Consider the following 26,770-nt stretch of genomic DNA (forward strand, 5'->3'; position numbering starts at 1 on the left):
TCAGGCAATTTGTCGGTCCGCGAATATATCGGTCAGGGCTTCCGTGAGTTCGTCACCGGTCAGCGGTTTGTCGATCAGTCGGCAACCAAGCGCGGCCGCTGATGCCCGCAAGGCGCGGTCGGGATGGGTCACGAGCAGGAGGGCCGGCGACAGGTTTCCCAACGCCCGCTGGCTTGCGAGCCAGGCGAGGCCGTCGCCCTGGAAGTCCTGGTCGATTATGAGGCAAGCCTCGCTTGCGGGTTCCTTGGCCTCCTGCGAGAGCGTGAAGCCGTCGAGCGTCAGCGCGAACCGGAGCGAGGAGAGAAGGGCAGGATCGCTCCCAAAGAGTGCGATGGTGCGATCCATGATCCTTCTCCTTCCTCCGCGAGCCGTCAGGCGGCCGTCTTCCAATGCGGCTCGAGCGTGATGTGCGGCGGGCATTCGGCGACGGGACCGACGGGCAAGCCGGCGAGTTCGTTAGCGAAGCCATGGTTCACGTCGCGGTGGTGCGCTTCGTCCGCCCGCACGACCAGAACGACATCGCGCAAGGTCGCATTGAACGGCAGTCCCCAATAATCGCGCGCGATTTTCGGCGCCGGCACATTCATGCTGCGGCCTTCGTCGATCTCGGCGAGATAATGCGTATAGCTGATCACCGCCTCTTCCTCGAAATAGCCGACGACGCGGTGTGCGGTCTTCGAGCTGACGAGATACAGCGCGAAGAAGCACAGATAAAATACCCACTGGACGCCGATAATCACGGCCCGTTCGAAGAGCGTCGGCTTCGAAATCTCGATAAAGGTCATCAGGTGCATGCGCTCATTCTCGGCTTCGTCCATGAGCGTCTTGATCCAGCCCCTGTCGTCGCACATGCGCCGGAGGCAAGCGAGATGGTTGATTGTCGCGCCGACCATTCCCGGGACGGCCGCCACCGTCTCCAGCACCACTGCGCGATGCCCATAGCGTTCGGCAAAGAAGGTATCGGCGCACCACCTCAGAACTTTGGTGAAGCCGTAAGCGACCCGATCGGATACGCCCTTGGGGTTGTGATGGACGCTGAGATCGATGAAAGGTGCGGTCATGGGAACTTCTCCGTTCCGGCGGCAGGGGTTACGGATGCCGTCGTTGGATCGGGAATAGGCTGGTTGCTGGAGCGCTGAAATTTGGATGATGTCCCTACCGCAACTCCCCTAGGGGATTTAACGGAGGTACCTCGCGCGAGCTTTGCGAGCCGCTTTCTGCCGCGTATCCCGGTGGCTGCCGCCTTCGGGATTGCGATGCTGGCGATTGCGGCTGGCGCCGGCATCCGGCTATTGTTCGCCGACGATCTTGGCCAGCGTGCGACGTTCATCTTCTTCGTGCCCGGCGTCGTCCTCGCTGGCGCCTTGTCGGGCTGGCGGGCCGGGGTCCTGGCGGCGCTCGCGGGCGCCGTCGCGGGGCTGTTGTGTGACAGCCGCATCGGCCCTGTCGAGAGCGGCAGCTGGATCGCGGCATCGGCCTTTCTTGTGATCTCCCTTGCAATTGCGGTTGGTGGCGAATGGTTTCAGCACGCACGGGTGGAGACCGAGGCCGCTGCCGCTAGCCTCGCCGGTCGTGAGGCGCATCTGCGCTCGATCCTCGAAACCGTACCCGACGCGATGGTCGTCATCGACGAAGGCGGAACGGTTCGGGACTTCAGTCCGGCCGCCACACGCATGTTCGGCTGGCAGGCGCATGAAGCGATCGGACGCAACGTCCGCATGCTCATGCCCGAGCCCTACCGCACCGCGCACGATGATTATCTCGACCGATATTACCGGACAGGCGAACGGCGTATCATCGGCAAGGGTCGCGTCGTCGTCGGCGAACGCCGCGACGGCTCGACCTTCCCAATCGAATTATCGGTCGGCGAGATGCGCGCGGGCGGCGAACGTTTCTTTACCGGCTTCATTCGCGATCTCACCGAGCGGCAGCAGGCAGAGACGCGCCTGCAGGAACTGCAGAACGAGCTGGTTCATGTCTCGCGCCTGACCAGCCTCGGCGAAATGGCCTCGGCGCTCGCCCACGAGATCAATCAGCCCCTCTCGGCGATCGCAAACTATCTGAAAGGCAGCCGGATGTTATTGGCACGCGACGAAGTGCCGCACGACCGCCTCGGCGATGCGGTTGATCGGGCGGCGAGCGAGGCGCTTCGCGCGGGCGATATCATTCGGCGCTTGCGCGATTTCGTAGCGCGCGGCGAAACCGAACGCGCCGTTGAAAGCCTGCCCAAGCTCGTCGAGGAGGCGAGCGCGCTCGCGCTCGTCGGGGCGCGCGAGCATGACATTCATGTGAGATTCGCCTTCGATCCCGTCATCGACCGGGTCCTCGTCGACAAGGTTCAGATTCAGCAGGTGGTGCTCAATCTGGTCCGCAACGCCGTTGATGCTCTGGCCGGATCGCTGCCCGGGACGCGCGAGCTCACCATCTCAATTGATCCGGATGCCGACATGGCGCGGGTCAGTGTGACCGATAATGGGCCAGGCATTGCCCCGGAAATCGCAAGCCAGTTGTTTCAGCCCTTCGTGACGACAAAACGCACAGGCATGGGCGTAGGCTTGTCGATTTCCCGGACCATTGTGGAAGCCCATGGGGGAAAAATCGGGGTCGAGTCCGAAAACGGTCGGGGTTCGAAATTTCATTTCACATTGCCGGCCGCCAGCGAGGAGGAATTTTTGGATGGCGAGTGATCCAATCGTCTATGTGATCGATGACGACGACGCGGCGCGGCATTCGCTGGAGTTTCTGCTCGACTGCGCCGGCATTCGCGTTCGCGGTTTCGCGTCGGCCGACGCCTTCCTGACGGCGTCGCCGGCGCTTGACGGCGCCTGTATTGTGACCGACGTACGTATGCCCGGCACGAACGGGATGGAACTCGTCGAGAAAATCAGAGCGCAGGGGGGTACGGCTCCCGTCATCGTCATCACCGGCCACGCTGACGTTCCGCTCGCGATTCAGGCGATGAAGGCCGGCGTCGCCGAGTTCATCGAAAAACCGTTCGACGATGAGGCGATGCTTGGTGCGATCCGTCAGGCGCTGGCTCATCAGGCGGGGAGCGAAGCCGCGCGTGCTGAGACGAAAGCGATCGGCGAACGACTGGCGACATTATCAGCTCGAGAGCGCGAGGTCGTCGACAGGCTGGTCGCCGGAAAAGCGAACAAAGCGATCGCCTTCGATCTCTCGATCAGCGCGCGAACCGTTGAAGTATACCGCGCCAATGCAATGATGAAGATGCAGGCGAGAACATTGTCCGATCTCGTGCGTATGGCCACCATAGTCCAGATGAGTGGTTCTGACTGATCAAGACGACGTTCGGGCGAGCTTTTGCTCTGTTCGTGATGGGAGAAAGCGTCAGCCAGCCAGAGTGCTGCTTTCATATCATTAGGTACCGAACAGGACTGACCTCTTTCGGCCCCCAGTCGATGTTTACGATTTTGCCTGGGTTGACGCCAGCTCGCGAGCGACAGACAGGAAGGCGGCCAACCCGGCGGAAGGATGCCTTCGGCCGGGATAGTAAAGACAAAGGCCCGGAAAAGGCGGTGTCCAGTCTTCGAGCAGGCGGACGAGCGTTCCTGATTCGGTATAGGCGATCACATCCTGTTCGAAATAGAAGCCGATACCGAAGCCCGCCAGCACAGCGGCGCGCGACAGGTTGAATTCGTCGAACGTCATCGGGCCGTTCACCTCGATCTGCGCCGTGTCGCCGCCCTTCTCGAAATGCCAGCGGTAGAGCGCGCCATCGGGCAAGCGGACACGAATGCAGTCGTGTGAAACGAGATCGGTCGGCACGAGCGGTGGTGATCGCGTGGCCAGATAGGCTGGCGAGGCGACCACCGCGAAGCGCTGCGCCTCGCCGAGTGACAGGGCGATCATATCGGTCGGAACGAGCGAGGCCACACGAATGCCAAGGTCGAAACCCTCGGCGACGATGTCGCGCAGTTGTCCCTCGGTCACGACATCGACATGCATGTCGGGATAGCGGCGCGAATATTCCAGGAGAAGAGTGGTGAAGGCAGGCGAACGCGCTGCGAATGGCGGCGCGTTGATCCGCAGCGTTCCTGTCGGCGTTGCACGGCGCTCGCGGACGATCTCGATGGTTTCGCGAACGTCCTGAAGCGAGGGACCTAGGCGATCGACGAAGATCCTACCGGCGTCGGTCAATGCGACGCTCCGTGTTGTGCGGTTGAACAGGCGCACGCCAAGCTCGGCTTCGATCCGCGCAATCATGTGACTGAGCGCCGTCGTCGACATGCCCAGATCGATTGCGGCCTGCCGGAAGGATCCGCGGCGTGCAACGCCCAGAACGGCGTCGAAGTCCCGAAGCGCCAGTCGCGACATTATCCCGAATCCTTCACTAGCTCATGCCAGATTGGCCTACTTATCTGGATAGTGCGCTGGTCTTACAACGGGGGCAAGTCAAATGAAGGAGACTTGTCATGCAGACCAGGAGCGAATCCGACACCAAGCAGCGCGGCACCCAAGCGGTTGTTGCATCCCTGCCCAAACCCATTGCCGACTTTGTCGAGGCCAATGCACGGCTCGACGTTGACGGCATGCTGAAGCCGTTCGCAGCCGATGCGCTCATTGTGGACAACGGCCACCGTCACGCGGGCCTCCCCGAAATCAGGACCCTGTTCGAAGACGAGGTCGTCGCCGTAAAAGCGATCTTCACGCCGGACAGCGTGCGCCAAGAGAACGGCAAGATCGTTGTCGAGGGCCCCGCACATGGCGACTTCAAGGGCAGCCCGATCCGCTTCACCTATGACTTCACGCTCGAGAACGACGCCATCCAGACGCTGGAGATCACGCTATGAGCGTCACCGTTGATCCGACCGAGTTCGCCGGCAAGCGTGTCGTCGTCAGCGGCGGCACCAAGGGGTTGGGCCGCGCCACCGTCGAGCGTTTCCTGGCAGGTGGCGCCAGAGTGATAACCGCGGCCCGCGGAAACCCTGACCCCATTGCTGGCGTAGAGTTCGTCCGGGCCGACCTGACGACAGCGGCGGGCGGGGAGAGCCTCGCTGCAGCGGCGCTCGCGCATATGGGGGGCGTGGACATCTTGGCCCATGTGATAGGTGGCTCGTCCTCGCCGGGGGGCGGCTTTGTCGCCCTGACCGACGATCACTGGCTCGACGAACTGAACCTCAACCTTCTGGCCACGGTCCGGCTCGATCGCCTTCTGGTCCCGCAGATGATCGAGCGTGGCGCCGGCGCGGTGGTGCATGTCACCTCCATCCAGTCGGTGCTGCCGCTTCCTGAATCGACGACTGCCTATGCCGCCGCGAAGGCCGCGCTCAGGACCTACAGCAAGTCCGTGTCCAAGTAGCTCGGGCCGAAGGGCGTGCGGGTCAACGTCGTGTCCCCGGGCTGGATCATGACCGAAGCGTCCGAGGAATTGCTGAAGCGGCTGCAGGCTGCCAAGGGCGGTACGATCGAGGACGCGCGGCAGGTCGTTCTCGACGGCCTCGGCGGGATCCCGATCGGGCGTCCGGCCGATCCTCATGAGGTCGCCGACCTCATCGCCTACCTCGCTTCGGATCACGCTGCCGCGATCCACGGCGCCGAGTTCGTTATTGACGGCGGCACGGTTCCGACCCTCTGAGGTCATCGCCCCGACGTTCGCAGCTTTCAGCGGACGTCGGGAAGCGACGAGTTTGGCAGTTCCTGTCCCGCACGTGACAATGCGAGCTGCATATCTATGTCTGTTTCATCCAGGATCGCACCGAAAACGGACAGTCCGCAAACGGCCAAACCCGGATGTGATGCCAAGCCGATTTTGTTGCGGACCCGATTGCGGCTTGACGGAACAGGGTGGCACGAATGATAGGATATACTATATCATTTCTGCCTTGGGGGATTCGATGGAATATTCGAGAGCCGCGGTTGCCGCGGCGTGCCTGTTGTTTGGATCACCTGTATGCGCGCAGCTTGTCGATGAAACGGGTGAGCCGACAGAAGACACATCTTCGGTCGATGAAGGGAAGGACATAGTCGTCACCGGCTCGCTGATCCGCGGCCTGCCGCGCGAATATATAGCAAGTCCGGTCTTCACTTATGACAAGAGCGACGTTGTGCGTTCGGGTTCGAACTCGATGTCGGAATATATCCTCACTATCCCGCAGAACTTCGCATCCGACCTCAGCGATTTCGGCACGGCGGCGACCAGCATCGGGACTTCGCTGAGCACCGCGACATCCTACAACCAGTTCGACGCCTTCTCCGCCTTCGCATTGCGCGGTCTTGCTTCCGACGCGACGCTGACGCTTGTAAATGGCCGGCGCATGCCCTCGGTCGGAATGGTCGAGGCCTCGACCGTCTCGGTCATCCCCTCGGCGCTCATAGAACGGATCGACATCATCTCCGACGGGGCGTCCGCGACCTATGGCGCCGACGCGGTTGCAGGAGTGGTCAATATCGTGACTCGCAAGGCGACGGACGGGGTCGAACTGCGCGCGCGGGGCGGGGTCATGACCGAGACGGGGGCGAAGAGCTGGGATGCCAGCGCGCTCGCCGCGACCAGCTGGGGCAGCGGCAGTATCTATGGGATGGCGAGCTATCAACGCCGCGACGAGTTCGTCGGCGATCCCGTCGTCTCGAGCGGAACACCGCTGCAGATCAGCCAGTTGCCGCAGGAAGATTTGAGCGGTTTTTATGCGGGCATCCGCCAGGAAGCCGGTGATATCACCCTCTCGCTCGATGCTTCGCGCTTCCGACGCGACCGGCGCGCGCGGCTCGATTTCCCCGACACCCCGCGCAGCAACCGCGACTATCGAAGCAAGACGACGGGCTGGACGATCAATGGCAATATGCACTGGGACGGCGAGGGCGAGACCGCAGTCGATGTGAACTTCGACTATGGCGAAACGGATTCGGGCAGCCGTCTCACCTATGGCAGCGGACGGGTCACCGGCTATAATCACCGCAATACTTTATTTGTCGCGGAGGCCACGGGACAGACCGCGCTCGCGGCGCTTCCTGCCGGGCCGCTCATCGTTGCAGGCGGCGCGCAGTATCGCGTCGAGACGCTCGCAACCGACGCCGCCATCTTCTTCCACCTTGCCGGCGCGAAGCGGCGCGCGAAATCGCTGTTCGGCGAAGTGAATGTGCCGATCGTCGGCCCCGACATGGCGGTGCCGCTTGTCCGGAGCCTGACCCTGTCGGCGGCAGCGCGCTATGAGGATCTGGGTTTCGATTCCGCGCTCGCGCCAAAGGTCGGTGTGCGCTGGCAAATCGATCGTTCGCTGGCCCTGCGCGGCACCTTTGCACGCTCCTTCTTAGTCCCGCGCTTTCGCGACACGATCGGCATCGCCGAGCAGGTGTCCTTCTGGAGCCAGCCTTTTCCTTATCTGCCCGCCGGGCAGCAGAACCCGGCGATTCCCGATGGCGATGCACTCGTCATCTATCGTGCCGGAGCCAACCCTGGACTCGGCACGCAGCAGGCCGATTCATTTACGGTGGGAGCCGACTTCACTCCAGTTTTTCTTCCGGGGCTAACGGTCAAGGCGGGCTATTACCGCATCAAGATCAAGGGCCGGGTCGTTACCCCGTCGCAGGATGATGCGGCGACGTTGGCGGACCTTCAACGGTTCAACCTGCTGAATCCGAGTGCAGGGCAGGTGGGGGACATTATCGACAATCCGACGACCTTCCGCTGGTTTGCGGCGAATGTTCCGTTCATCAATGGCGGCGAGACACTGGTCTGGAACGCCGCGAGCGAAATACCGGGCGACCTGATCTCGCAGGTTCAGGCGATCATCGATATCAGACCGCAGAATTTTGCGGTCGAGTCTACCGACGGGATCGATCTCGATCTTGCCTATGACACGGGCCTGTTTGGCGGAACCGCGCGACTGCATGTCACCGGGCAGTACATATTGAACCTTGATTTGCGCGCGGGAAGCGGCGCGCCGGTTTCGCGTCTCGACGGCTATGCGCAGGCTTCGGATCTGAGGCTCAATGGCAGCTTGGTGTGGGGGCGCGGCGGTTTATCGATCGGCTCGGTGGTAAACTATGTGGACGGTTTTACCGACAACCGTCCGGGTGTGACGCCGGCTAAAGTCGGCTCCTACACGACCGCGTCGCTGTTCCTAGGGTTCGATCTCGGGCGCCTCACGAAGTCGCCCGCATTGGCCGATGCGGAGGTGCAACTTGTCGCCGCTAATGTCTTTGACCAGCGTCCACCGATGATCCGGAATGGCTATCTGGGCTTTGACCCGTACAACTGAGGATCAGCGTGCAATAGGCACCCCCTTCGTGGGGTGATCGGCGTGCAAAAAGGACCCCTTCATCCCGGGGATTTAGTCGGCCGACTGGTTTTGATCAGTTGGCGAGAACGGGATGTTGATCGTGGAGACAGTGGTTCGGATTCGGCGTGAGCATGCAGCGGGTAAGGCGATCAAGGCGATCGCTCGTGACCTTCGTTTGTCGCGGAAGGTCGTCCGCAAAGCGATCCGGTCGCCGGAGGCGGCGTTCAACTATCAGCGCAAAGTCCAGCCGCTGCCGCGGATCGGTCCTTATCAGGATCGTCTCGATGCGCTGCTTGAGGAGAACGAAGGTCGCGGCCGCCGCGATCGGCTACGGATGACGCGTATCCATGACCTGCTGGTGCGCGAGGGGTTCGATGGATCCTATGATGCGGTGCGCCGCTATGCGGCGCGCTGGCGTGCTGCGCGGCGGAAGGATGCTGGCGAAGGCGCACCGGCGTTCATCCCGATGACCTTCCAGCCGGGTGAGGCCTACCAGTTCGACTGGAGCCACGAGGATGTGGAGATCGCCGGCAAGCCGATGCGGGTGAAGGTGGCGCATATGCGTCTCTGCGACTCGCGCGCACCCTATGTCCGGGCCTATCCGCGCGAGGGCCAGGAGATGCTGTTCGATGCCCATGCCCGGGCGTTCGCGTTCTTCGGCGGTGTGCCGCGACGCGGTATCTACGATAATATGAAGACGGCGGTGACGGCCGTGTTCACCGGCAAGGAGCGTGTGTTCAACCGCCGCTTCCTGATCATGACCGATCATTACATGGTCGAGCCGACCGCCTGCTCGCCGGCGGCGGGATGGGAGAAGGGCCAGGTCGAGCAGCAGGTCCAGACGATCCGAGGCCGCTTCTTCCAGCCGCGACTCCGGTTCGCCAGCCTGGCCGAGCTCAACGGGTGGCTGGAGGCCGAGTGCCGGCGCTGGGCCGAGCATCATGCCCATCCCGAACGCGGGGATATTACCGTCGCCGAGGCGCTGGATATGGAGCGACCGGCCCTGCAGCCGATCCTGGCACCGTTCGACGGCTTCCATGAGAGCGAGCATGCCGTCACCGGCACCTGCCTCATCAGCTTCGATCGCAACCGCTACTCGGTCATGTCGACGGCCGCACGCCGGACCGTTCAGGTGCGCTCCTATGCCGATCGCATCGTCATACGCTGCGGCGATGCGATCGTCGGGGAGCATGAGCGCCACTTCGGTCGGAACCGCACGATATACGATCCCTGGCATTATCTGCCGGTCCTCGCGCACAAGCCCGGCGCGCTGCGTAACGGCGCACCGTTCCAGGACTGGGATCTGCCGCCCGCCCTGCACCGATTACGGCGAAGGCTCGGCACCGGGGACGAGGCCGATCGCAGGTTCGTGCGGGTCCTCTCGGCGGTGCTCACCGATGGCCTGGAGCCGGTAGAGGCTGCCGTGCGCGAAGCGTTGGCGAACGGAACGGCCAGCGACGAGCTGATCCTCAACATCCTCTCCCGGCGCCGCGAGCCGGCGACACCCCACAGCATCGTCACTTCGGAAGACCGGATGCTGCAGCATCCTCCGCTCGCCGACTGTGCCCGCTATGATCTGCTGCGAGGCTATGATGCAGCGGCATGATATGATCGACACGATGCGCGGCCTCGGACTCAAGGGCATGGCGGCGGCGTTCGACGAGGCGGTCACCACCGGCCTCCAGCGCAAGCGCACCACCATGGAGATACTGACCGACCTGCTCCGTGCTGAGGCGACCCACCGGGATGCAGCCTCCATCCGCTATCGGATGACGGCTGCGAGGCTGCCCGTGGTGAAGGACCTGGAGCGGTTCAGCTTCGAGGGCACACCGATCAATGAGGAGATGATCCGCTCCCTTCACGATGGCTCCTTCCTCCCGCCTCGCCGCAATATCGTGCTGGTCGGCGGCACGGGGACAGGCAAGACCCACCTCGCCATCGCGATCACCGCCAATGTCGTGCGAAGGGGCGCTCGCGCCCGCTACTTCAACACCGTCGATCTGGTGACACGCCTCGAAGAGGAGACCCGGATCGGCAAAGGCGGGACCCTGGCGGCGCAGCTGTCGCGGCTCGACCTGATCGTGCTCGACGAGCTCGGTTATCTGCCGTTCGCCCGCTCGGGAGGGCAGTTGCTGTTCCACCTCATCAGCAAGCTTTATGAGCGGACCAGCGTCATCATCACCACGAACCTCGCCTTCGGCGAATGGCCGACCGTGTTCGGCGATCCCAAGATGACCACGGCGCTGCTCGACCGCGTCACCCACCACTGCGATATCGTCGAGACGGGCAACGACAGCTGGCGCTTCAAAAACCGCAGCTGACAGCCACCTTCGGCGCCTTCAAAAATCTATCTTGCGCTGCGCGCGCCTCCGGTCGGGCTACGCCCGCCCTCCGCCGCACGCAGCGCAAGGCCATCTTCAACAAACCAGCATCATATTATCCGAAAAGGGGGTCCCTCTTCGACGCCGATCGGGGGTCCCTTTTGAACGCCGTTTGACATCCACGCTTCTTGGAGCCGGCGCCGAGCTAGGTTCGGATGGGGATGACCAGCTCGTCCGCGCGCTTCGCGACGGGTCACAGGATGCGTTCAGCCAAGCCGGGAGGAGGCTTGTGGAGCGCGAGATCGGGATCGCGCCAACAATCGAGGTGCGACCGGGCTTCGCCTTTCGTGTGATCGTAACGCGTGACCTGATCCTCGAGAGCAGGGAGGAGAGACAATGACGGGCTTGCGGCTCGGCGCTATCGCCGAAGAGAAGCCGGTTCGCCTTACGATCGAACTGACAGGACACGCCCATCGCGAACTGGTTGACTATGCCCGTGTCCACGCGAGACTAAACAGTCTGAGCGAGCCGTTGAGCCCGGAGAAGTTGGTCGGACCGATGATCGCGCGCTTCATCGCCTCGGATCGGGTGTTCGCAAGGGAACGTCGCCGGGACTGACCAAAATGGCTGAGAGACAGTGGGAGGCCGGTAGCGACAAAAGTCGGTGCCGGCTTCGTGCTATTCAGCCTGGTGCTCGCCGAGCGAAATCGCTCCGCACAGTTCGAATCTTCCGATCATGATTCGAATCGATTCCACCGTCATAATTACCGTCATAATTCGGATTCTATGACGGTGCGCGAAGCAGCGCTCCGAAAAAGTCTAATATTTTCAAGGGGAAGGTGGTGGACGCACTAGGGCTCGAACCTAGGACCCGCTGATTAAGAGTCAGCTGCTCTACCAACTGAGCTATGCGTCCACGTGCCGTTTTCCGGCGCACCTTGCAGCATCGAGAGAGCCTCTTTGCTGCTAAGCGAGCGGCCAGCTATCATGGCGTTGCGGGGATGGCAATGGGCTGATTGAAGTTTTTGTCAGTGGAAGCGGCGGGTGCCGGTTTTGCTGTCGTTTTCGATCGCGAGAATGATGCCGACGCACGCCATGATCGTCAGCATCGACGAGCCGCCATAGGAGAAGAGGGGCAGGGGAATGCCGACCACCGGCGCCATGCCCATCACCATCGACAGGTTGATCGCGATGTAGAAGAAGATCGTCATGGTGAGGCCGGCCGCAACGAGCTGACCGAAGCGCGTCCGTGCCCGCAGCGCCACGCGCGTCGACCAGCGGAGCAGCAGGAAGAAGGCGAATAGCAGCCCGATGCCGCCGATCAGACCCCATTCCTCGGCCATCGTCGCGAAGATGAAGTCGGTGTGGCCTTCGGGGAGATAATCGAGGTGGCTCTGCGATCCGTTGAGGAAGCCCTTGCCGCCGATCCCGCCCGAGCCGATCGCGATCTTCGACTGGCTGATGTGGTAACCGGCGCCCAAGGGGTCGCTTTCGGGGTCGAGGAAGATCAGCACGCGCTTTTGCTGATAGTCGTGCAGCATCGAGAACAGCACCGGCAAGGCAGCAGCCCCGGCGATGGCGGCGCCGCCGAACCACCAGAAGGGCAGGCCGGCGACGAACATCACGATGATACCGCTCGCGCAGATGGCGAGCGCGGTTCCAAGGTCCGGCTGGAGCATGACGAGCGCGGCGGGCAGCCCGATGACGATCAGCGCGGGCCACAGCGCGGTCCAGTTGCGTGTCTCGCCGGGCGGGAGCTGCGCGTAGAAGCGCGCGAGCGCGAGCACGATCGCCACCTTCATCAGTTCGGACGGCTGCAGGTTCATGAAGCCGAGGTTAAGCCATCGCTGGCTGCCGCCGCCGACGAAGCCGAGCAGTTCGACCGCGACGAGCAATATCAGGACCCCGATATAGCCGAGATAGGCGAAATCCTCGAAAATCCGCAGGGGAAAGCGGCCGATTATCAGCGCGACGCCGAGGAAAACGAGGAAGCGCACGCCTTGCTGCAACGCCCATGGCGTGAAGCTGCCGCCCGCCGCCGAATAGAGCACGAGCAGCCCGAAACCGGTGATCGCGGACAGCAGCGCGATCAGTTTCCACGGGATGCGCTGGATCGCTGGCGGAACGGGGATCATGCCGGCGGCTCCGGATCGGGGCCGCGCGAGGCGCCCGATTTCCAAGCCGCGTAATCGCGGTCCATGCGTTCCTTGATCGTGCCGCCCCAGCCGGCCTCGAAACCTTCGAGTGCTTCCATCGCCTTTTCGCGGTCGAACAGGAAGGTCATGAAATCCTTGGCGACCGGTGCCGCCGCGCGGCTGCCGCCCATGCCGTGCTCGATGACCACCGCCGTGGCATAACGCGGATTGTCGACCGGCGCGAAACCGATGAACAGGCCATGGTCGCGGAACTTCCACGTCCCGCTCTTGCCGTTGCCGGTGCCGAGCCCGCGCACCTGTGCGGTGCCAGTCTTGCCCGCCATGGTGATGCCGTCGAGCGGCAGGCGGCTGCGCACCGCGGTGCCGGCGCCGTTGACCACCAGGTCCATGCCGTGGCGCGCGGTGGCGAGCGCTTCGGCCGAGAAGGGCAAGGGTTCGTTCTTGAATTCGCGGTTGATCAGGCGCGGATACAGCCGGCGCCCCGATGCGATCCGCGCCGCCATCACCGCGAGCTGGAGCGGATTGACGCTGACATAGCCCTGACCGATCACCGCATTCAGCGAATCCGATGCCGACCAGGCCTGTTTATATTTCTTCATCTTCCACGCGCTGTCGGGGATGGTGCCATAACGCTGGTTGCTGCCCGCGAGCTGAAATTCCTCGCCGAGCCCCATCAAGCGGGCGGTCGGTGCGATCGCGTCGTAGCCGAGCCGGTGCGCCAGCCAGTAGAAATAGCTGTTGCAGCTTTTCATGATCGCCGACGGCATGTCGAGGCTGCCGTGGACTCCGAGGCAGCGGAAGAAGCGGCTGCCGAGGCGATAGCCGCCGATGCAGGTGTGGCGCTCGCTCGGGTCGACGCCATGTTCGATCGCCGCGATCGCGGCCATCGGCTTCAGCGTCGATCCGGGCGGATAAAGGCCGCGCGTCGCCTTGTTGATCAGCGGCTGATGGTCGTCGGCGCGCAGCCAGCTATATTCGCTATTGCTGATCCCGTCCGAAAAGCTGTTCGGATCGAAGCTCGGCATCGAACAAAAGGCGAGGATGTCGCCGTTCTGGCAATCGATGACGATCGCCGCGCCCGATTCGCGCCCCATGCGCCGTGCCACATATTCCTGCAGGTCGGCGTCGATCGTCAGATGAACCGTCTTGCCCTGGGTGTCGGGCGTCGTATCCAGTTCGCGCACCACCTTGCCGCGCGCAGTGACCTCGACGCGCTTCGCACCGGGTTTGCCGCGCAACATCGGCTGGAAATATTTCTCGAGCCCGTCCTTGCCCGTGCGGAAGCCCGGAGTGATGTAGAGCGGGTCCTTGACCTTCTCATATTCCTCGGCGGTTGGCGCGCCGACATAGCCGATCAGGTGTCCGACCGCGGCGCCTGTCGGATAATTGCGGGCGAAGCCGCGCTGCGGCGCAATGCCGGGGAGCTCGGGCAGGCGGACGAGGATCGACGAATATTCGGCCTCGGTCATGTCTTCGGCGACCGCGACCGGCTGGAAACCCGATGCCGCCTTCAGGTCACGTTCGATCCGCTCCATTGCATCGCCGTCGAGCCGGAGCAGCGTCTTCAATTGGCCGAGCACCAGATCCTTGTTGTGAAGCCGGTCGGGGATGATGTCGACGCGCAGCGACACACGGTTGTTCGCCAGCGCCTTGCCGTGCCGGTCGACGATCCAGCCCCGGCGGGGCGGCACGAGCGTCAGGTTGACGCGGTTGCTTTCCGATTCAAGCACATAGCGGTCGTTGTCGATGACCGAAATATAGGCCATGCGCGCGGCGAGCGCGACGCCGACCGCCGCTTGCGCGCCGCCGACGACCAGCGCGCGGCGTGTGAAGGTAATACCCCGCCATGCCTCGGTGATCGGCGGGCTCTTGCGCTGGTTCTTGCGGCCAAACATTGTCGTGGGTTTATCTGCGTTTCAGGCGGAAATTGTCAAACTTGCCGGTGAGGCGAAGGAAGAGCGGGACGAGCAGTGCCGATATAACGATCTGCGGCACGACGAGCCCGAGGACATGGCCCGGCGCCGCGTGGGGATGCGCGATCAACGCCGCAAGCGACTGGATGATCGCGATCAGCAGCGCGGCAATCGCCCAGTCGTGGAAGAAGCCGCGCCAATAGATGCGCTGCGACGAATAATGGATCGCGATGCTCGCGAGCGTCCACAGCCCGACCGCCGTGCCGATCGGTGCGCCGCTGAACAGATCGTCCCACAGACCGAGCGGCAGGCCGACCCACACCGGCCACATTTCGGTGCGCAGGAGCTGCCAGCACAGGAAGAAGAGCAGGCCGAGCGGCGGCAGCACGGGCGAATTGGCGATCAGCGGCAGCATCAGCGGCAGTGCGGACGCGACCATCACCGTCGCGACCGGAACGATTCGCATCCGCCACAGCGATGCCGGTTCGCCGAGGCGAGGGCCCTTCTGGTTCATGGCGCAGCGGCGGGCGGCGGCGCCGGTGCGGCCTGCGCCTCGATATTATCGGGCGTATAGGGGCGCAGCACTGCAACCGCATCGACCTTGCCGGGATCGGCGAGCGGCCGCGCCAGCGCGCCGTCGTCCTGGCGGCGCACGACGATCGCGACCGGGATATTGGGCGGATAGAGCCCGCCGGTGCCCGATGTGACGAGGATGTCGCCGGGCTTGAACGGGTTGTTGGCGATGTTGAGCGTCCGCACGTCGAGGTCGCCGTTGCCGCGGCCGGTGGCGAGCGCGGGCAGACCGTCGCTGGCGCGGCGGACCGGAACGACATTATCGACGTCGGTGAGCAGCAGGACCTGCGACACCGATGGACCGGCGCTGAGTACGCGGCCGATCAGTCCGTCGGCACCGCGCACCGGCTGTCCCGACGCGACGCCGAGATTGCGGCCGATGCTGAGCAGCGCGATGCGCTTGCTGCTCGTCGACGTCGAGGTCAGCAGATAGCCGTTGGCGAGCGCCGCCTTATCGATCTGCTGCAGGTCCAGCAGGCCCTTGAGTTGCCGATTCTCTTCCTGCAATGAACTCGTCGCGACGAGCTTGCGGCGCGTTTCGGCCAGTTCCTTGCGCAGCCGCCGGTTCTGCGATCCCGCTGCGACATAGGCGCCGACGCTGTCGTCGATCCCCGAAATCGACCCCGTCACCGATCGCGTCACGCGCGCGATGGGCGCGGTGACTTCCTGGCTCGCCACGCGCAGCGCGGCGAAGCCGACGGGATCAACGACCGAAAGGATCGCGAGCAACAGTCCCGCCACCGCCCCGGTCACCGCGATGACATAGGCAGCGAACAGGCTGTACTGGGCCTTTCGGGATTGCCCCGGACGCCGATGTGCCGGGCGAGCCATGGTTCAGCGCCTGGGTATCAAGCTTGCTGCAACACGCCGCGGAAGGCGGGATCTTCCATCGCCCGGCCGGTGCCGATCGCGACGCAGGTCAGCGGATCCTCGGCGACGGTGACGGGCAGGCCGGTCGCGTCGCGCAGCAGTTCGTCGAGCTCGCTGATCAGCGCGCCGCCACCGGTCAGAACGATGCCCTGATCGACGATATCGGCCGCGAGTTCGGGCGCGGTGTTTTCGAGCGCGATGCGCACGCCTTCGACGATCGTGCCGATCGGTTCGGACAGCGCCTCGGCGATCTGCGCCTGGTTGATCGAGATTTCCTTGGGTACGCCGTTGACGAGATCGCGGCCCTTGATGTGGATCGTCATGCCGACGCCGTCGGCGGGGATGCGGGCGATGCCGAAATCCTTCTTGATCCGCTCGGCGGTCGCTTCGCCGATCAGGAGGTTGTGGTGGCGGCGGACGTAGGAGACGATCGCTTCGTCCATCTTGTCGCCGCCGGCGCGGACCGAGGTGGTGTATGCGAGGCCGCGGAGCGAGAGCACCGCGACTTCGGTGGTGCCGCCGCCGATGTCGACAACCATCGAGCCGATCGGTTCGGTCACCGGCATGTCGGCGCCGATCGCGGCGGCCATCGGCTCCTCGATCAGCCACACTTCGCTGGCGCCGGCGTTCGACGCGGCGTCGCGGATGGCGCGGCGTTCGACGCTGGTCGAGCCCGAGGGGACGCAGATCACGATTTCGGGGCTGCGGAACGCGTTGGGCTTGCCGCCGTGCACCTTGGTGATGAAATGCTTGATCATCTGCTCGGCGACGTCGATGTCGGCGATGACGCCATCGCGCAGCGGGCGGATCGCCTCGATGCTGTCGGGGGTCTTGCCCATCATCAGCTTCGCGTCGTCGCCGACCGCCTTCACCCGCTTGATCCCGTTCAGCGTCTCGACCGCGACGACCGAAGGTTCGTTCAGCACGATACCCTTGCCACGCACGTACACGACGGTGTTCGCGGTGCCGAGGTCGATCGCCATGTCTTGGGAATTGAATTTGAACCAGCGAGAAAAGAAGGACATCGATACTGCTTCCTGTCATCGAAGCCGCGCCCCGAACGGAGTGCGCCCCTGTCGTGATTTTTACCCGCGCGCCCGGCCGGCGACAGCAGCAATCAGGGGGAGATTCCGGCTCGTCCACGGGGGCTGGCTGGACAAAATGATCGGGGCTGTGCGGGTGGGTCGCGATTTGCGTCCGACTGCGCTACGAGAGGCCTTATGTCAATACGCCGCCTGCCGGAAAAGCTCGTAAATCGGATCGCAGCCGGTGAAGTGGTCGAAAGACCCGCCGCGGCGCTCAAAGAACTGGTTGAAAACGCCATCGACGCCGGTGCGACTCGCATTTCGGTGCGAATCGCCGAGGGCGGAATATTACGCCTTGAAGTCGAGGACGACGGGTGCGGCATGACCGCCGCCGACATAGCGCTGGCGCTCGAACGCCATGCTACGTCGAAGCTGCCCGACGATGCGATCGAGGATGTCACGACATTGGGCTTTCGCGGCGAGGCGCTGCCCTCGATTGCCAGCGTCGCGCGGCTCACGCTCGAAAGCCGCGTCGCCGGCGGCGATGGCTGGAGGCGCATCGTCGATAATGGCGCGGTCGTTGCCGAAGGCCCGGCGGCGCTCGGCAAGGGAACGCGCGTCCTCGTCGAGGACCTGTTCGCCCGCGTTCCGGCACGGCGCAAATTCCTGCGCAGCGGGCGGAGCGAATATGCCGCCTGCCTCGATGTCGTTCGGCGGCTGGCGATGGCGCGGCCCGACGTGGGCTTCACCGTTGAGCATGACGGGCGCCGTGTGCTGGACGTGCAGGGCGGGCAGGACCGGCTGGCGCGCGTCGCGGCGCTGACCCAGCGCGAACTCGCTGCGAACAGCATCGGCGTCGATTTGGACCGCGGCGAGGTCCATCTCGGCGGCGTGATCAGCCTGCCGACCTACAATCGCGGCATCGCCGATCACCAATATCTGTTCGTCAACGGGCGGCCGGTGAAGGACCGGCTGCTCGTCGGGGCGCTGCGCGGCGCCTATGCCGACCTGCTCGCGCGCGACCGTCATCCCGTCGTCGCCTTGTTCCTCGACGTGCCGACCAGCGAGGTCGACGTGAACGTCCATCCCGCCAAGACCGAAGTGCGCTTTCGCGACCCGCAGCTTATCCGCGGGATGATCGTCGGCGGGCTTCGCCGTGCACTCGACGAACATGGCTTTCGCAGCATCCAGCGTCCCGCTGAAGTTGCGGCGGTCGCATGGCAGCAGGAACCGGTGGCGCCGGTGCCGACTCTGTTCGCGGCACATCTGCCGTATCCGCACGCGCCCGCGACGCACCTGTTTGGGGCCGACGGCGACACCGCGACGCTTGCGCTGCTCCGCGACCGCGTCGTCGATTTTTCGGCGCCGCGCGAAGCGGCACCTGACACGCTGCCGATGGGACGCGCCGAAGCCGCAACCGCGCCGGTGCCGCACGCCGCCGAGCATCCGCTCGGCATCGCGCGCGGCCAGATCGCGCGCACCTATATCGTCGCCGAGGCGGAGGACGGACTCGTCATCGTCGACCAACATGCGGCGCACGAACGGCTGGTGCTCGAACAATTGCGCCGCGGGATGAGCGGCCAGCGCGTGCCGTCGCAGGGGCTGCTGCTGCCCGAGGTCGTCGAACTCGACGAACCGGCGTGCGACCGGGTCGAGGCGGCGACGGCCGAACTCGCTGCGCTGGGCGTCGAGGTCGAACGCTTTGGCCCCGCGGCGGTCATGGTTCGCGCAACCCCGGCGATGCTCGGCGCCGTCGATTGCCAGAAGCTGGTCACCGACATCGCCGACGATCTCGCCGGCTATGACGCGGCGCTCGGCCTCAATGAAAAGCTCGAACTCGTCGCCGCCACGATGGCCTGTCACGGATCGGTGCGCGCCGGCCGGACGCTCAACGTTGCCGAGATGAATGCGCTGCTCCGCCAGATGGAAATCACCCCGCATTCGGGCCAGTGCAACCATGGCCGTCCGACCTGGGTGAAGCTGGCGATGGACGATGTGGAGAAGCTGTTCGGGCGCAAATGAGGAACGGCCGTTTCGGGGTGGATTCCTGACCGTCCTCTATTTCCGTTCGTGTCGAGCGAAGTCGAGACACCCGTCGGCCTTACGCCCAGCCTGAGGGGCATCTCGACTTCGCTCGATGCGAACGGGTAAGGTTGGCCCAAACGGCAAAAACCGGCCGAAAGCCCACGTACACCGCACCGCCGCTTTCACGGTATTGCACCCCTTAACCTCGATCGTTAGTAAGCTCAGCGTCGTCGAAACGAACGGGCTCCCCTTGCTCGCCAGTCCCCCGACCAAAGGAGAAAAAAGTCGATGAAATCCCCTCTTGCGGCGCCGCTGTGCGCCTTGCTTCTGCTTGCCGGCTGTTCGGGCGAACCCCAGTCCGAAGCCAAGACACCCCCCGCCAAGACCGAAACCGCCGAGAAGAAGCTGCCCGACACCGGCGGCGATACGCCGATCGAGCTTAAGGCCATCGGCAAGGGCGAACTGCTCGCGCTCAAGGGTGAACTCGGTTGCAGCTTCACCGTCAAGGGACAGGATGGCGCGGCGCTGGTCGCCAAGGCCGACGTCGGCGCCGACGCCCTGACCGAGGGTGCGGTGAAGATCGGCGATCGCGTCCAGCGCGTCGCGGGCTCGGGCGGTTTCGGCGCGCTCGAAAAAGGCATGGAATTGTCGGGCCCCGGCCTGAAGCTGGCGGTCGAGCGGACGTCGGAAATGTCGAAGAAGACCGGGAACGAGCAGACCGTCTATCCGGCCAAGCTGGTCGCCAGCCGGACCTATGGCGGCGAGCAGAGCTTCGACGGCGAATGGGCCTGCGGCGCCTGACGCCGCCGGATCACGCCGGGGTCACGCCATCGTGATCCCGGCGCGGCCATTCTCGACCACCCCCGTCGCGCGCTTCGACAGCGTGTTGACCGGGGTCGTCACCTTGTCGACGACCATGAAGTGCGTCTGCCACGCCGCGCGGCCGACGTCGCAGACCATATAGCCGCGCTGGTCGTTGGCGAATTTGAGTTCGGGGTTCAGCGCGAGCCATTCGTCGCTGCCCTTGCGCTTGTCACTGCCGTCGCCGCCGCTCGAAATCGAGGTGCCGACGAATTCGCCGCCGACGACCTTGTCCCTGTGAATCAGGTCGCCGCAGAAATTCTGATGCTCGTCGCCGGTCAGCACGACGACATTCTTTAGTCCGCCCATGCGCGCCAGCATCCGCTCGCGCGGCGCCTCGTAACCCGCCCAGCTATCGAGGTTCAGGATCTTCGCGGGCTCGGCCGGGTCGCGGCGGCGGTCGAGCGACATCATCGTCACCTGCTGCGCCAGCGCATTCCACGTCGCGCCGCCCGCGCCGAGGTTGCGGTTCAGCCAGTCTTCCTGTGCCTTGCCGAGCACCGCGGCATTTTTGTCATAGACGCCGGGGCAGGCGGGTTTGAACCCGTCGTCGCACGGCTGGTCGCTGCGATATTGCCGCGTGTCGAGCAATTGCATCGCCATCAGGTCGCCGTACCGAAGCTCGCGGTTGAGTGCGACCATGCCGCCGCGCGGCAACAGCGCGCGGCGTACCGGCATATGTTCGTACCACGCCTGAATCGCCGCCTGCTTCTTCAGCATGAAAACTTCGGGCGGCGGCGCGTCGGGGTCGTTGGTGGCGAGGCCGAGCTTCCAGTTGTCGATGTCCGAAACCCAGTCGTTGCGGATTTCATGGTCGTCGAAGCTCGACAGAAAGGCGTGGGTGCAGCGCGCCGCCTGCAGGTCCATGTCGCCGAGCTGCTGCGCATAGGCGAGGCGGTAGTCGCCAAGGTCGACAAGATTGCGGAACGCATGCTTGCGCACCGGACGGCTCGGCAGGCCGTCGTTGAACAGATAGTCCTGGCTATATTCGTAAATGAAGTCGCCATAATGATAGACGAAGGCGAGCTCCTCGCGCGCGAGGTGGCGGTAGGCGCCGAAAAAGCCGCTTTCGAAATGCTGACAGCCGCAGACGCCGAATTTGAGCGCCTCGACGGGTGCGCCGACACGCGGCAGGGTGCGCGCACGGCCGCGCAGGCTGCGTTCGCCGCCGGCGGTGAAGCGGTAATAATAGGGACGGTCGGGTTGCAGCCCGGCGACCTCGACATGGACGCTGTGACCGAGTTCGGGTCGCGCCAGTTCGATGCCCTTCGCGACGATCTCGCGAAAGCCGCTGTCGTTTGCAACCTCCCAGTCGACGGGCACCGGCGCCAGCGGCATGCCGCCGTGCGGCGCCATCGGCTCGGGCGCGAGGCGGGTCCAGATGACGAAACCATCGCTCACCGGATCGCCCGCCGCGACGCCGAGGCTGAACGGGAACTCGCGGAACAGCCCGCCTTCGGCACGAAGGATCGCGGGGGCGGCAAGCCCCACGAGCGTCGCAGAGGCAAGGAAGTGGCGGCGGCTGACCATGGCGGCTCCGTGGAGATGCGAATCGATGGCTTTCGCTAGACGAGCCGAAAGTTACATCAATGCGTCGTCAGAACCAGAAACGAATGCCCGCGACGAAGGCCGGGCGCGATATGTCGTCACCAGCCGCGCGCGCCAGCCGCGCCGTCTTGCCGAGCTTGCGCTCCCACGCGAAGCCGACATAGGGCGCAAATTCGCGGGCGATTTCGTAGCGCAGGCGGACACCGAACTCGATATTCGAAAAGCCGCCGCCGATGCCGCGCTCGGCGACATCCTGAAACGCCGCCTCGACTTCAGTCATCGGTTGCACGATCAGCCGCTGGGTAATGCGCTGGTCATAGCTGCCCGCGAGGCGCGCGGTGACGTCGCCCTTGTCGGACAGGAACAGCGCGCCTTCGACGTCGAACCAATAGGGTGCGAGACCTTCGAAGCCGAGCACGGCGTGCGTCGGCGACGGGCCGGGGCCGAAATCCTGCCTCACCCCGGCCTGCACGTCGAAATAGGGCCCGACCGCATGGCTCCACAGTGCCTGAACCTCGGCGCCTTCCAGCCGGCCGCCGAAATCGCCTTCGCCTTCGGACTTGATCGCCAGCTTGTCGATATCGCCGCCGAAACGCGCTTCGGCATCCCAAGCATAGCTGTCACCGCCCTTGCCGATGCGCGCTTCGGCCATGTCGACCATGACCTGCGAGATCGTGCCGCCGCCATGTTCGGCATAGAGCCGCGCGCGCGCGGCCGCCATCGCATCGGCGCCGAAGATTGCATCTGCGGCGCCCACGCGCGGCGCGGGCGGGGGAGCGGCGTTGCCCGCGCCGGGGGTGGGAGGTGTTTCGGGGAGCGTGCAATGACCCATCGCGGCATGTTCCGCGGTGCAGGCGGGCGGGGGCGGCGGGGCAGGCACCGGCGTCGTGCAATGCCCCATCGCGGCGTGTTCGGGCGAACAGGCGGGCGCGGGAGCGGGCATCTCGTGATGCTGGTGCTGCGCGGCAAGGAGGAGGAGGGCGAGCAGGCTCATGCGGCTTCCCCCGCCGGCCGGACCGTCACCACCTGCATCATCCCGGCGTGCATGTGATAGAGCAGGTGACAGTGGAACGCCCAGTCGCCCGGCGCATCGGCGGTGAGGTCGAACGTCACCTTGCCGCCCGGCTGGACGTTGACGGTGTGCTTGCGCGGCGCATGGTCGCCCTTGCCGGTCACCAGTTCGAAGAAATGGCCGTGCAGGTGGATGGGGTGCGTCATCATGGTGTCGTTGACCAGCGTCACCCGCACCCGTTCGCCCTCGGTAAAGGGGATCGGCGCCTTGACCTCGTTCATCTTCACCCCGTCGAACGCCCACATATAGCGTTCCATATTGCCGGTGAGGTGGATCTGCAGCTGCCGCGACGGCGTGCGCGTGTCGGGATTGCGGTCGAGCGCGACGAGGTCGCGGTAGGTCAGCACACCGGGTTCGCCGTCCAGGCCCTGTCCGGGATCGCCGGTGCGATCGACGGGCATCGGCGAGATGCTCTGCACGGTCGGCGTGTCCTTGACCGCGGGGGCAAGGCTCATGTCGCGCATGCTGTGCTTCATGGTTTCCCCGCCATGGTCCATCGCGCCATGATCCATGCCGCCCATCCCCATATCCTGCATCGTCGCGAGCGGGCGCCGGCGCAGCGGCGGAACCGGCGCGGTCATCCCGGCGCGCGGCGCCAAGGTCGCGCGCGCCATGCCTGAGCGGTCGGAGCTTTCGGCGATCAGCGAATACGCCCCGTCGCCCGGCGTGACGACGACATCATAGGTTTCGGCGACCGCGATCTGGAACTCGCCGACCTCGACCGGCCGTACATTGAGCCCATCGGCCTGCACCACCTCCATCTTCAGCCCCCGGATACGGACGTTGAAGGTCGTCATCGCCGAAGCGTTGATGATCCGCAGCCGCACCCGTTCGCCCGGCCGGAACAATCCGGTCCAGTTGTCATCGGGGCCGAGGCCGTTGACCAGATAGGTGTAGGCGGCGCCGGTGACGTCGCTGATGTCGGTCGGGTCCATCCGCATCGCACCCCACGCCATGCGGTCCTTCAGCGGCTGGTCCTTGCCCGCGAGCAGCCCTGCCAGCGTCTGCTTCTGATGGTTGAAATAACCGCCCATCTGCTTGAGCTTCTTGAAGATGACGTGCGGATGAAGCGGGCTGTGATCCGACAGGACGATGACATGCTCGCGGTCGTAAGCGACCGGGTCGGTACCTGCGGGATCGATGACCAGCGGGCCGTAATGGCCCATCTGTTCCTGCAACCCCGAATGGCTGTGGTACCAGTAGGTGCCCGACTGTTTGACCGGGAATTCGTAAGTGAAGGTCGCGCCCGGTGCGATGCCGGGGAAGCTGATGCCGGGGACGCCGTCCATGTGAAAGGGCAGGATCAGCCCGTGCCAGTGGATCGAGCTGTCCTCGTCCGGCAGCGCGTTGGTGACGTGGATGCGCGCCTCTGTCCCTTCCTTCAGCCGCACGAGCGGGCCGGGAATCGTGCCGTTGATCCCGATCGCATGGCTCGTCTTGCCGTCGACGGTCAGCATGCGGTGCGCGATCTTGAGGTGGATGTCGCTGCCGACGACGGTCGGGAGGCCCGACGATATCGGCTGCGCCCAGGCGGGAAGCCACGGCACCAGCGCTGCGGCGCCGCCCGCAGCGAGGAGCGATCGCCGGCCGATAACCATGCTCACATCATCCTCCCGAGCATCCACAGCGCCATCGCGATCATCATCACATTCTCGGTCAGCGACACGAAACCCAGCGGCACCTTGCTGCTGCCGCCGACGCACGCGCATTTGATGTCGCGCTTGTCGATATAGACCGCCTTGAACACCGATACGGCGCCTATGCCGCCGATGAAGAGCGCGACCGGGATCGACAGCCAGGGCAGCGCATGCGCGGTCATCAGCACGCCGGCAAGGCCTTCGGCAAAGGGGTAGATACTCGCATAGGGAACCCAGCGCCGCGCGAGCAGGTCGTAATTGAGGAACATCGTCGCAAACCTGTCGACGTCCTGCAGCTTGAGCAGCGCGAGCACGACCATGCTGAACGAGATGAACCACTCGGCGGCGCGGATGGTCAGGACATGCCCTTCTACCGCGAAGCTCGCGGCGGACGCCATCAGTGCCGTCATCGCGAACAATGCGATCACCGGCGTGTAGCTGGTGGCGTCGGGATCGGCCACCGTCAGCCCGAAATGGCGGCGCAAATCGTCGTGGCCGCCGATGCGCACCCCGTCGATGAAGGTCTGCGGCGTCGTCCTGACGCCATGTTCGGCCTTGAACGCGTCGGTCTCTTCGCGGGTGGTCAGCCAGCGGTCGTCGACCGCGAAGCCTTGGCTTTCGAGAAGGTGCTTCGACTTCAAGCCATAGGGGCAGATATGGCCGGGCATGACCATGCGATAGAGTGTTGCGTGTTTCGTCATCCACCCCATATAGCTTCCGTACCATGGTACGGAGTCAAGCGATGCAATTTACGATCGGCAAATTGGCACAGGCAGGCGATGTCGGCGTCGAAACGGTCCGCTATTACCAGCGCCGCGGCCTGCTCGACACGCCGGTACGCAGCGGCGGCGACGGCTGGGGCGGCGGGGTTCGCCGCTATAGCGGCGGCGACCTGCGCCGTCTGAAGTTCATCCGCGCGGCGCAGGCCTCGGGATTCACGCTCGACGAGATTTCCGAACTGCTGGCGCTCGAAGCGAGCGACGACCGCGCTCGCGTGCGCAGCCTCGCGCGCCAGCGGATCGACGCGCTCGACGCCAAGATCGCGCAGATGACCGAAACCCGCGCCGCGCTGGCGCGCCTCGCCGATCAATGCGCGGCGAGCGAGAAGGGGCCGTGCCCGATCCTTGCGGCGTTCGAGCCGTGATATTTGGGCATCCGAAGGGACGGTTCCGGCCGGTAGTTGCCATTCCTTACTTCGTCATCCCCGCGAAAGCGGGGACCCAGGGCGTGCGTCAGCTTACCCCACACTGGGTCCCCGCTTTCGCGGGGATGACGAAGATTGGAGATGGCTGCTCTCCATCCCCAAAGCCGTCGCTGCGCTCCTCGCAATGACGAATTTATCAACTATGCAGGAAGTGCATCACATCGCCGTCATGCACGACATAGGCCTTGCCTTCGGCGCGTAGCTTGCCGGCTTCGCGGGCGCGCGCTTCGCCGCCCAGCGTGACATAATCGTCATAGGCGATCGTCTCGGCGCGGATGAAGCCCTTCTGGAAATCGCTGTGGATTTCGCCCGCGGCTTCGGGCGCGGTGGCGCCGGTGTGGACGGTCCATGCCCGCGCTTCCTGCGGGCCGACGGTGAAGAAGGTGATCAGGTGAAGCAGTTCGTAGCCGGCGCGGATGACGCGCGCGAGACCGGTTTCGCTGAGCCCCATTTCGGACAGGAATTCCATCCGGTCGGCCATGTCCATCGTCACCAGCTCGCTTTCGATCGCGGCCGAAACGACGACCGCCTGCGCACCCTCGCTGGCCGCCTTAGCGAACACCTTTTCGGAAAAGGCGTTGCCGTTCGCGGCGCTGCCCTCGTCGACGTTGCAGACATAGAGGACGGGCTTCGAGGTCAGCAATTGCGCAGTGCGAAGGACGCGGGCTTCCTCGACATCCTTCGGTTCGACGAGCCGCGCGGGCTTGCCGTCGCGGAGCAGGTCGAGCGCCTGACCGAGCACTGAGGCGGCGATCTTCGCTTCCTTGTCGCCCTGCGCCGCCTTCTTGGCAAAGGCGGGAACGCGCTTCTCGAGGCTTTCGAGGTCGGCGAGCAACAGCTCGGTCTCGACCGTCTCGGCGTCGGCGACCGGGTCGACCTTGTTCTCGACATGCTGGATGTCGTCATCCTCGAAGCAGCGCAGCACGTGGACGATCGCATCGACCTCGCGAATATTGCCGAGGAACTGGTTGCCGAGCCCTTCGCCCTTCGACGCGCCCCGGACGAGCCCGGCGATATCGACGAAGGCGAGCTGTGTCGCGATGATCTTCTTGCTGCTCGCGATCGCCGCCAGTTTTTCGAGGCGCGCGTCGGGCACCGCGACATTGCCGATATTCGGCTCGATCGTGCAGAAAGGATAGTTGGCCGCCTGCGCCGCCGCCGTTTCGGTCAGCGCATTGAACAGGGTGGACTTGCCGACATTGGGCAGCCCGACGATCCCGCATTTGAAACCCATAAAAACTCCGTAGATCGGCAAGAGGCCGGTGTTGCAGCGCCCCTAGCGCCAAGTGCGCCCCGGCGCCAGCCTTCCGCTCAATATGGTTGTG

At 64.5% G+C, this 26,770-nt stretch carries 24 protein-coding genes, 1 tRNA gene and 1 pseudogene; 12 read left to right on the forward strand and 14 right to left on the reverse strand.

Going from position 1 to position 26,770, the window contains the following annotated elements; genetic code table 11:
• Positions 1 to 345, reverse strand: coding sequence for a hypothetical protein (locus tag AN936_RS06210; RefSeq protein ID WP_054587373.1), 345 nt, complete (start codon positions 343 to 345; stop codon positions 1 to 3).
• A 26-nt stretch (positions 346 to 371) separates the two neighbouring features.
• Positions 372 to 1,061 carry an alternative oxidase gene (locus AN936_RS06215; RefSeq protein WP_054587374.1) on the reverse strand — a complete coding sequence of 230 codons (690 nt, stop codon included), beginning with the start codon at positions 1,059 to 1,061 and terminating at the stop codon, positions 372 to 374.
• Positions 1,062 to 1,292: 231 nt separating this feature from the next.
• Between AN936_RS06215 and AN936_RS06220 the strand changes: the two genes are divergently transcribed.
• Both AN936_RS06220 and fixJ read left to right on the forward strand, forming a co-directional pair.
• Entirely contained in the window at positions 1,293 to 2,687 is a 1,395-nt protein-coding gene (locus AN936_RS06220) for a PAS domain-containing sensor histidine kinase (protein ID WP_234715759.1), read from the forward strand.
• A complete protein-coding gene (gene fixJ, locus AN936_RS06225; RefSeq protein ID WP_054587376.1) occupies positions 2,677 to 3,297 on the forward strand; it encodes a response regulator FixJ in 621 nt (206 codons plus the stop codon). Before AN936_RS06220 ends, fixJ begins: the two co-directional genes overlap by 11 nt.
• Before the next feature lie 126 nt (positions 3,298 to 3,423).
• Here fixJ and AN936_RS06230 read toward each other — a convergent pair whose 3' ends face one another.
• Positions 3,424 to 4,335, reverse strand: coding sequence for a LysR family transcriptional regulator (locus AN936_RS06230; RefSeq protein WP_054587377.1), 912 nt, complete (start codon positions 4,333 to 4,335; stop codon positions 3,424 to 3,426).
• 98 nt (positions 4,336 to 4,433) lie between these two features.
• Between AN936_RS06230 and AN936_RS06235 the strand changes: the two genes are divergently transcribed.
• From AN936_RS06235 to AN936_RS06265, 7 genes and pseudogenes are all read left to right on the forward strand, one after another.
• The gene (locus AN936_RS06235; RefSeq protein ID WP_054587378.1) at positions 4,434 to 4,811 is read left to right on the forward strand and encodes a nuclear transport factor 2 family protein; all 378 of its coding nucleotides are present in this window, start codon (positions 4,434 to 4,436) and stop codon (positions 4,809 to 4,811) included.
• Positions 4,808 to 5,596, forward strand: a pseudogene (locus AN936_RS06240) (SDR family oxidoreductase). Before AN936_RS06235 ends, AN936_RS06240 begins: the two are co-directional and overlap by 4 nt.
• Positions 5,568 to 8,219, forward strand: coding sequence for a TonB-dependent receptor plug domain-containing protein (locus AN936_RS06245; RefSeq protein WP_158500054.1), 2,652 nt, complete (start codon positions 5,568 to 5,570; stop codon positions 8,217 to 8,219). Before AN936_RS06240 ends, AN936_RS06245 begins: the two are co-directional and overlap by 29 nt.
• A gap of 112 nt (positions 8,220 to 8,331) precedes the next feature.
• On the forward strand, positions 8,332 to 9,846 hold the full coding sequence (istA, locus tag AN936_RS06250; RefSeq protein WP_021238707.1) for an IS21 family transposase: 1,515 nt from the start codon (positions 8,332 to 8,334) through the stop codon (positions 9,844 to 9,846).
• Positions 9,833 to 10,561, forward strand: a complete 729-nt coding sequence (gene istB, locus AN936_RS06255; protein ID WP_031304487.1) for an IS21-like element helper ATPase IstB — start codon at positions 9,833 to 9,835, stop codon at positions 10,559 to 10,561. Before istA ends, istB begins: the two co-directional genes overlap by 14 nt.
• 172 nt (positions 10,562 to 10,733) lie before the next feature.
• A complete protein-coding gene (locus AN936_RS25440; RefSeq protein ID WP_054587380.1) occupies positions 10,734 to 10,961 on the forward strand; it encodes a TrbI/VirB10 family protein in 228 nt (75 codons plus the stop codon).
• Entirely contained in the window at positions 10,958 to 11,179 is a 222-nt protein-coding gene (locus AN936_RS06265) for a DUF2274 domain-containing protein (RefSeq protein WP_054587381.1), read from the forward strand. Before AN936_RS25440 ends, AN936_RS06265 begins: the two co-directional genes overlap by 4 nt.
• A gap of 222 nt (positions 11,180 to 11,401) precedes the next feature.
• On the opposite strand, the gene AN936_RS06270 is transcribed toward AN936_RS06265, so the two are convergent.
• The 6 genes from AN936_RS06270 to AN936_RS06295 form a co-directional block, all read right to left on the reverse strand.
• Positions 11,402 to 11,477, reverse strand: a tRNA-Lys gene (locus AN936_RS06270).
• Positions 11,478 to 11,589: 112 nt separating this feature from the next.
• Complete coding sequence (gene rodA / locus AN936_RS06275; RefSeq protein WP_054590140.1) at positions 11,590 to 12,696, reverse strand: rod shape-determining protein RodA; 1,107 nt, start codon at positions 12,694 to 12,696, stop codon at positions 11,590 to 11,592.
• The gene (gene mrdA, locus AN936_RS06280; RefSeq protein WP_054587382.1) at positions 12,693 to 14,612 is read right to left on the reverse strand and encodes a penicillin-binding protein 2; all 1,920 of its coding nucleotides are present in this window, start codon (positions 14,610 to 14,612) and stop codon (positions 12,693 to 12,695) included. Before mrdA ends, rodA begins: the two co-directional genes overlap by 4 nt.
• Positions 14,613 to 14,622: 10 nt before the next feature.
• Positions 14,623 to 15,144 carry a hypothetical protein gene (locus AN936_RS06285; RefSeq protein WP_054587383.1) on the reverse strand — a complete coding sequence of 174 codons (522 nt, stop codon included), beginning with the start codon at positions 15,142 to 15,144 and terminating at the stop codon, positions 14,623 to 14,625.
• Positions 15,141 to 16,034 (reverse strand): rod shape-determining protein MreC, encoded by an 894-nt coding sequence (mreC, locus tag AN936_RS06290; protein ID WP_054587384.1) that lies wholly within the window; start codon positions 16,032 to 16,034, stop codon positions 15,141 to 15,143. The genes AN936_RS06285 and mreC overlap by 4 nt, the downstream gene beginning before the upstream one ends.
• Positions 16,035 to 16,051: 17 nt before the next feature.
• Positions 16,052 to 17,098 carry a rod shape-determining protein gene (locus AN936_RS06295; RefSeq protein WP_054587385.1) on the reverse strand — a complete coding sequence of 349 codons (1,047 nt, stop codon included), beginning with the start codon at positions 17,096 to 17,098 and terminating at the stop codon, positions 16,052 to 16,054.
• 195 nt (positions 17,099 to 17,293) lie between these two features.
• Here AN936_RS06295 and mutL point away from each other — a divergent pair, with 195 nt between their 5' ends.
• A complete protein-coding gene (mutL, locus tag AN936_RS06300; RefSeq protein WP_054587386.1) occupies positions 17,294 to 19,120 on the forward strand; it encodes a DNA mismatch repair endonuclease MutL in 1,827 nt (608 codons plus the stop codon).
• Between the two features lie 291 nt (positions 19,121 to 19,411).
• The gene (locus AN936_RS06305) at positions 19,412 to 19,924 is read left to right on the forward strand and encodes a hypothetical protein (RefSeq protein ID WP_054587387.1); all 513 of its coding nucleotides are present in this window, start codon (positions 19,412 to 19,414) and stop codon (positions 19,922 to 19,924) included.
• A 21-nt stretch (positions 19,925 to 19,945) separates the two neighbouring features.
• On the opposite strand, the gene AN936_RS06310 is transcribed toward AN936_RS06305, so the two are convergent.
• From AN936_RS06310 to AN936_RS06325, 4 genes are all read right to left on the reverse strand, one after another.
• The gene (locus tag AN936_RS06310) at positions 19,946 to 21,514 is read right to left on the reverse strand and encodes an alkaline phosphatase D family protein (RefSeq protein ID WP_054587388.1); all 1,569 of its coding nucleotides are present in this window, start codon (positions 21,512 to 21,514) and stop codon (positions 19,946 to 19,948) included.
• A gap of 67 nt (positions 21,515 to 21,581) precedes the next feature.
• Positions 21,582 to 22,526: a copper resistance protein B gene (locus tag AN936_RS06315; RefSeq protein ID WP_054587389.1), complete on the reverse strand. Its 945-nt coding sequence runs from the start codon at positions 22,524 to 22,526 to the stop codon at positions 21,582 to 21,584.
• Positions 22,523 to 24,202, reverse strand: a complete 1,680-nt coding sequence (locus tag AN936_RS06320; protein WP_054587390.1) for a copper resistance system multicopper oxidase — start codon at positions 24,200 to 24,202, stop codon at positions 22,523 to 22,525. Before AN936_RS06320 ends, AN936_RS06315 begins: the two co-directional genes overlap by 4 nt.
• A gap of 2 nt (positions 24,203 to 24,204) precedes the next feature.
• A complete protein-coding gene (locus AN936_RS06325; protein ID WP_201782973.1) occupies positions 24,205 to 24,942 on the reverse strand; it encodes a MauE/DoxX family redox-associated membrane protein in 738 nt (245 codons plus the stop codon).
• Between the two features lie 41 nt (positions 24,943 to 24,983).
• On the opposite strand from AN936_RS06325, the gene AN936_RS06330 reads away from it, so the two are divergent.
• The gene (locus tag AN936_RS06330) at positions 24,984 to 25,385 is read left to right on the forward strand and encodes a MerR family transcriptional regulator (RefSeq protein ID WP_054587392.1); all 402 of its coding nucleotides are present in this window, start codon (positions 24,984 to 24,986) and stop codon (positions 25,383 to 25,385) included.
• Between the two features lie 196 nt (positions 25,386 to 25,581).
• Here AN936_RS06330 and ychF read toward each other — a convergent pair whose 3' ends face one another.
• Positions 25,582 to 26,679 (reverse strand): redox-regulated ATPase YchF, encoded by a 1,098-nt coding sequence (ychF, locus tag AN936_RS06335; protein WP_054587393.1) that lies wholly within the window; start codon positions 26,677 to 26,679, stop codon positions 25,582 to 25,584.
• Positions 26,680 to 26,770: the final 91 nt, after the last annotated feature.

The sequence above is a fragment of the Sphingopyxis macrogoltabida genome, from assembly GCF_001307295.1.
Classification (GTDB): domain Bacteria; phylum Pseudomonadota; class Alphaproteobacteria; order Sphingomonadales; family Sphingomonadaceae; genus Sphingopyxis; species Sphingopyxis macrogoltabida_B.

Coding starts and splice junctions, on each gene's coding strand:
- AN936_RS06210 (WP_054587373.1), bottom strand. CDS start 345: ATGGATCGCACCATCGCACTCTTTGGGAGCGATCCTGCCCTTCTCTCC.
- AN936_RS06215 (WP_054587374.1), bottom strand. CDS start 1,061: ATGACCGCACCTTTCATCGATCTCAGCGTCCATCACAACCCCAAGGGC.
- fixJ (WP_054587376.1), top strand. CDS start 2,677: ATGGCGAGTGATCCAATCGTCTATGTGATCGATGACGACGACGCGGCG.
- AN936_RS06230 (WP_054587377.1), bottom strand. CDS start 4,335: ATGTCGCGACTGGCGCTTCGGGACTTCGACGCCGTTCTGGGCGTTGCA.
- AN936_RS06235 (WP_054587378.1), top strand. CDS start 4,434: ATGCAGACCAGGAGCGAATCCGACACCAAGCAGCGCGGCACCCAAGCG.
- istA (WP_021238707.1), top strand. CDS start 8,332: ATGTTGATCGTGGAGACAGTGGTTCGGATTCGGCGTGAGCATGCAGCG.
- istB (WP_031304487.1), top strand. CDS start 9,833: ATGCAGCGGCATGATATGATCGACACGATGCGCGGCCTCGGACTCAAG.
- AN936_RS06265 (WP_054587381.1), top strand. CDS start 10,958: ATGACGGGCTTGCGGCTCGGCGCTATCGCCGAAGAGAAGCCGGTTCGC.
- rodA (WP_054590140.1), bottom strand. CDS start 12,696: ATGATCCCCGTTCCGCCAGCGATCCAGCGCATCCCGTGGAAACTGATC.
- mrdA (WP_054587382.1), bottom strand. CDS start 14,612: ATGTTTGGCCGCAAGAACCAGCGCAAGAGCCCGCCGATCACCGAGGCA.
- AN936_RS06285 (WP_054587383.1), bottom strand. CDS start 15,144: ATGAACCAGAAGGGCCCTCGCCTCGGCGAACCGGCATCGCTGTGGCGG.
- mreC (WP_054587384.1), bottom strand. CDS start 16,034: ATGGCTCGCCCGGCACATCGGCGTCCGGGGCAATCCCGAAAGGCCCAG.
- AN936_RS06295 (WP_054587385.1), bottom strand. CDS start 17,098: ATGTCCTTCTTTTCTCGCTGGTTCAAATTCAATTCCCAAGACATGGCG.
- mutL (WP_054587386.1), top strand. CDS start 17,294: ATGTCAATACGCCGCCTGCCGGAAAAGCTCGTAAATCGGATCGCAGCC.
- AN936_RS06305 (WP_054587387.1), top strand. CDS start 19,412: ATGAAATCCCCTCTTGCGGCGCCGCTGTGCGCCTTGCTTCTGCTTGCC.
- AN936_RS06310 (WP_054587388.1), bottom strand. CDS start 21,514: ATGGTCAGCCGCCGCCACTTCCTTGCCTCTGCGACGCTCGTGGGGCTT.
- AN936_RS06315 (WP_054587389.1), bottom strand. CDS start 22,526: ATGAGCCTGCTCGCCCTCCTCCTCCTTGCCGCGCAGCACCAGCATCAC.
- AN936_RS06320 (WP_054587390.1), bottom strand. CDS start 24,202: ATGGTTATCGGCCGGCGATCGCTCCTCGCTGCGGGCGGCGCCGCAGCG.
- AN936_RS06325 (WP_201782973.1), bottom strand. CDS start 24,942: ATGACGAAACACGCAACACTCTATCGCATGGTCATGCCCGGCCATATC.
- AN936_RS06330 (WP_054587392.1), top strand. CDS start 24,984: ATGCAATTTACGATCGGCAAATTGGCACAGGCAGGCGATGTCGGCGTC.
- ychF (WP_054587393.1), bottom strand. CDS start 26,679: ATGGGTTTCAAATGCGGGATCGTCGGGCTGCCCAATGTCGGCAAGTCC.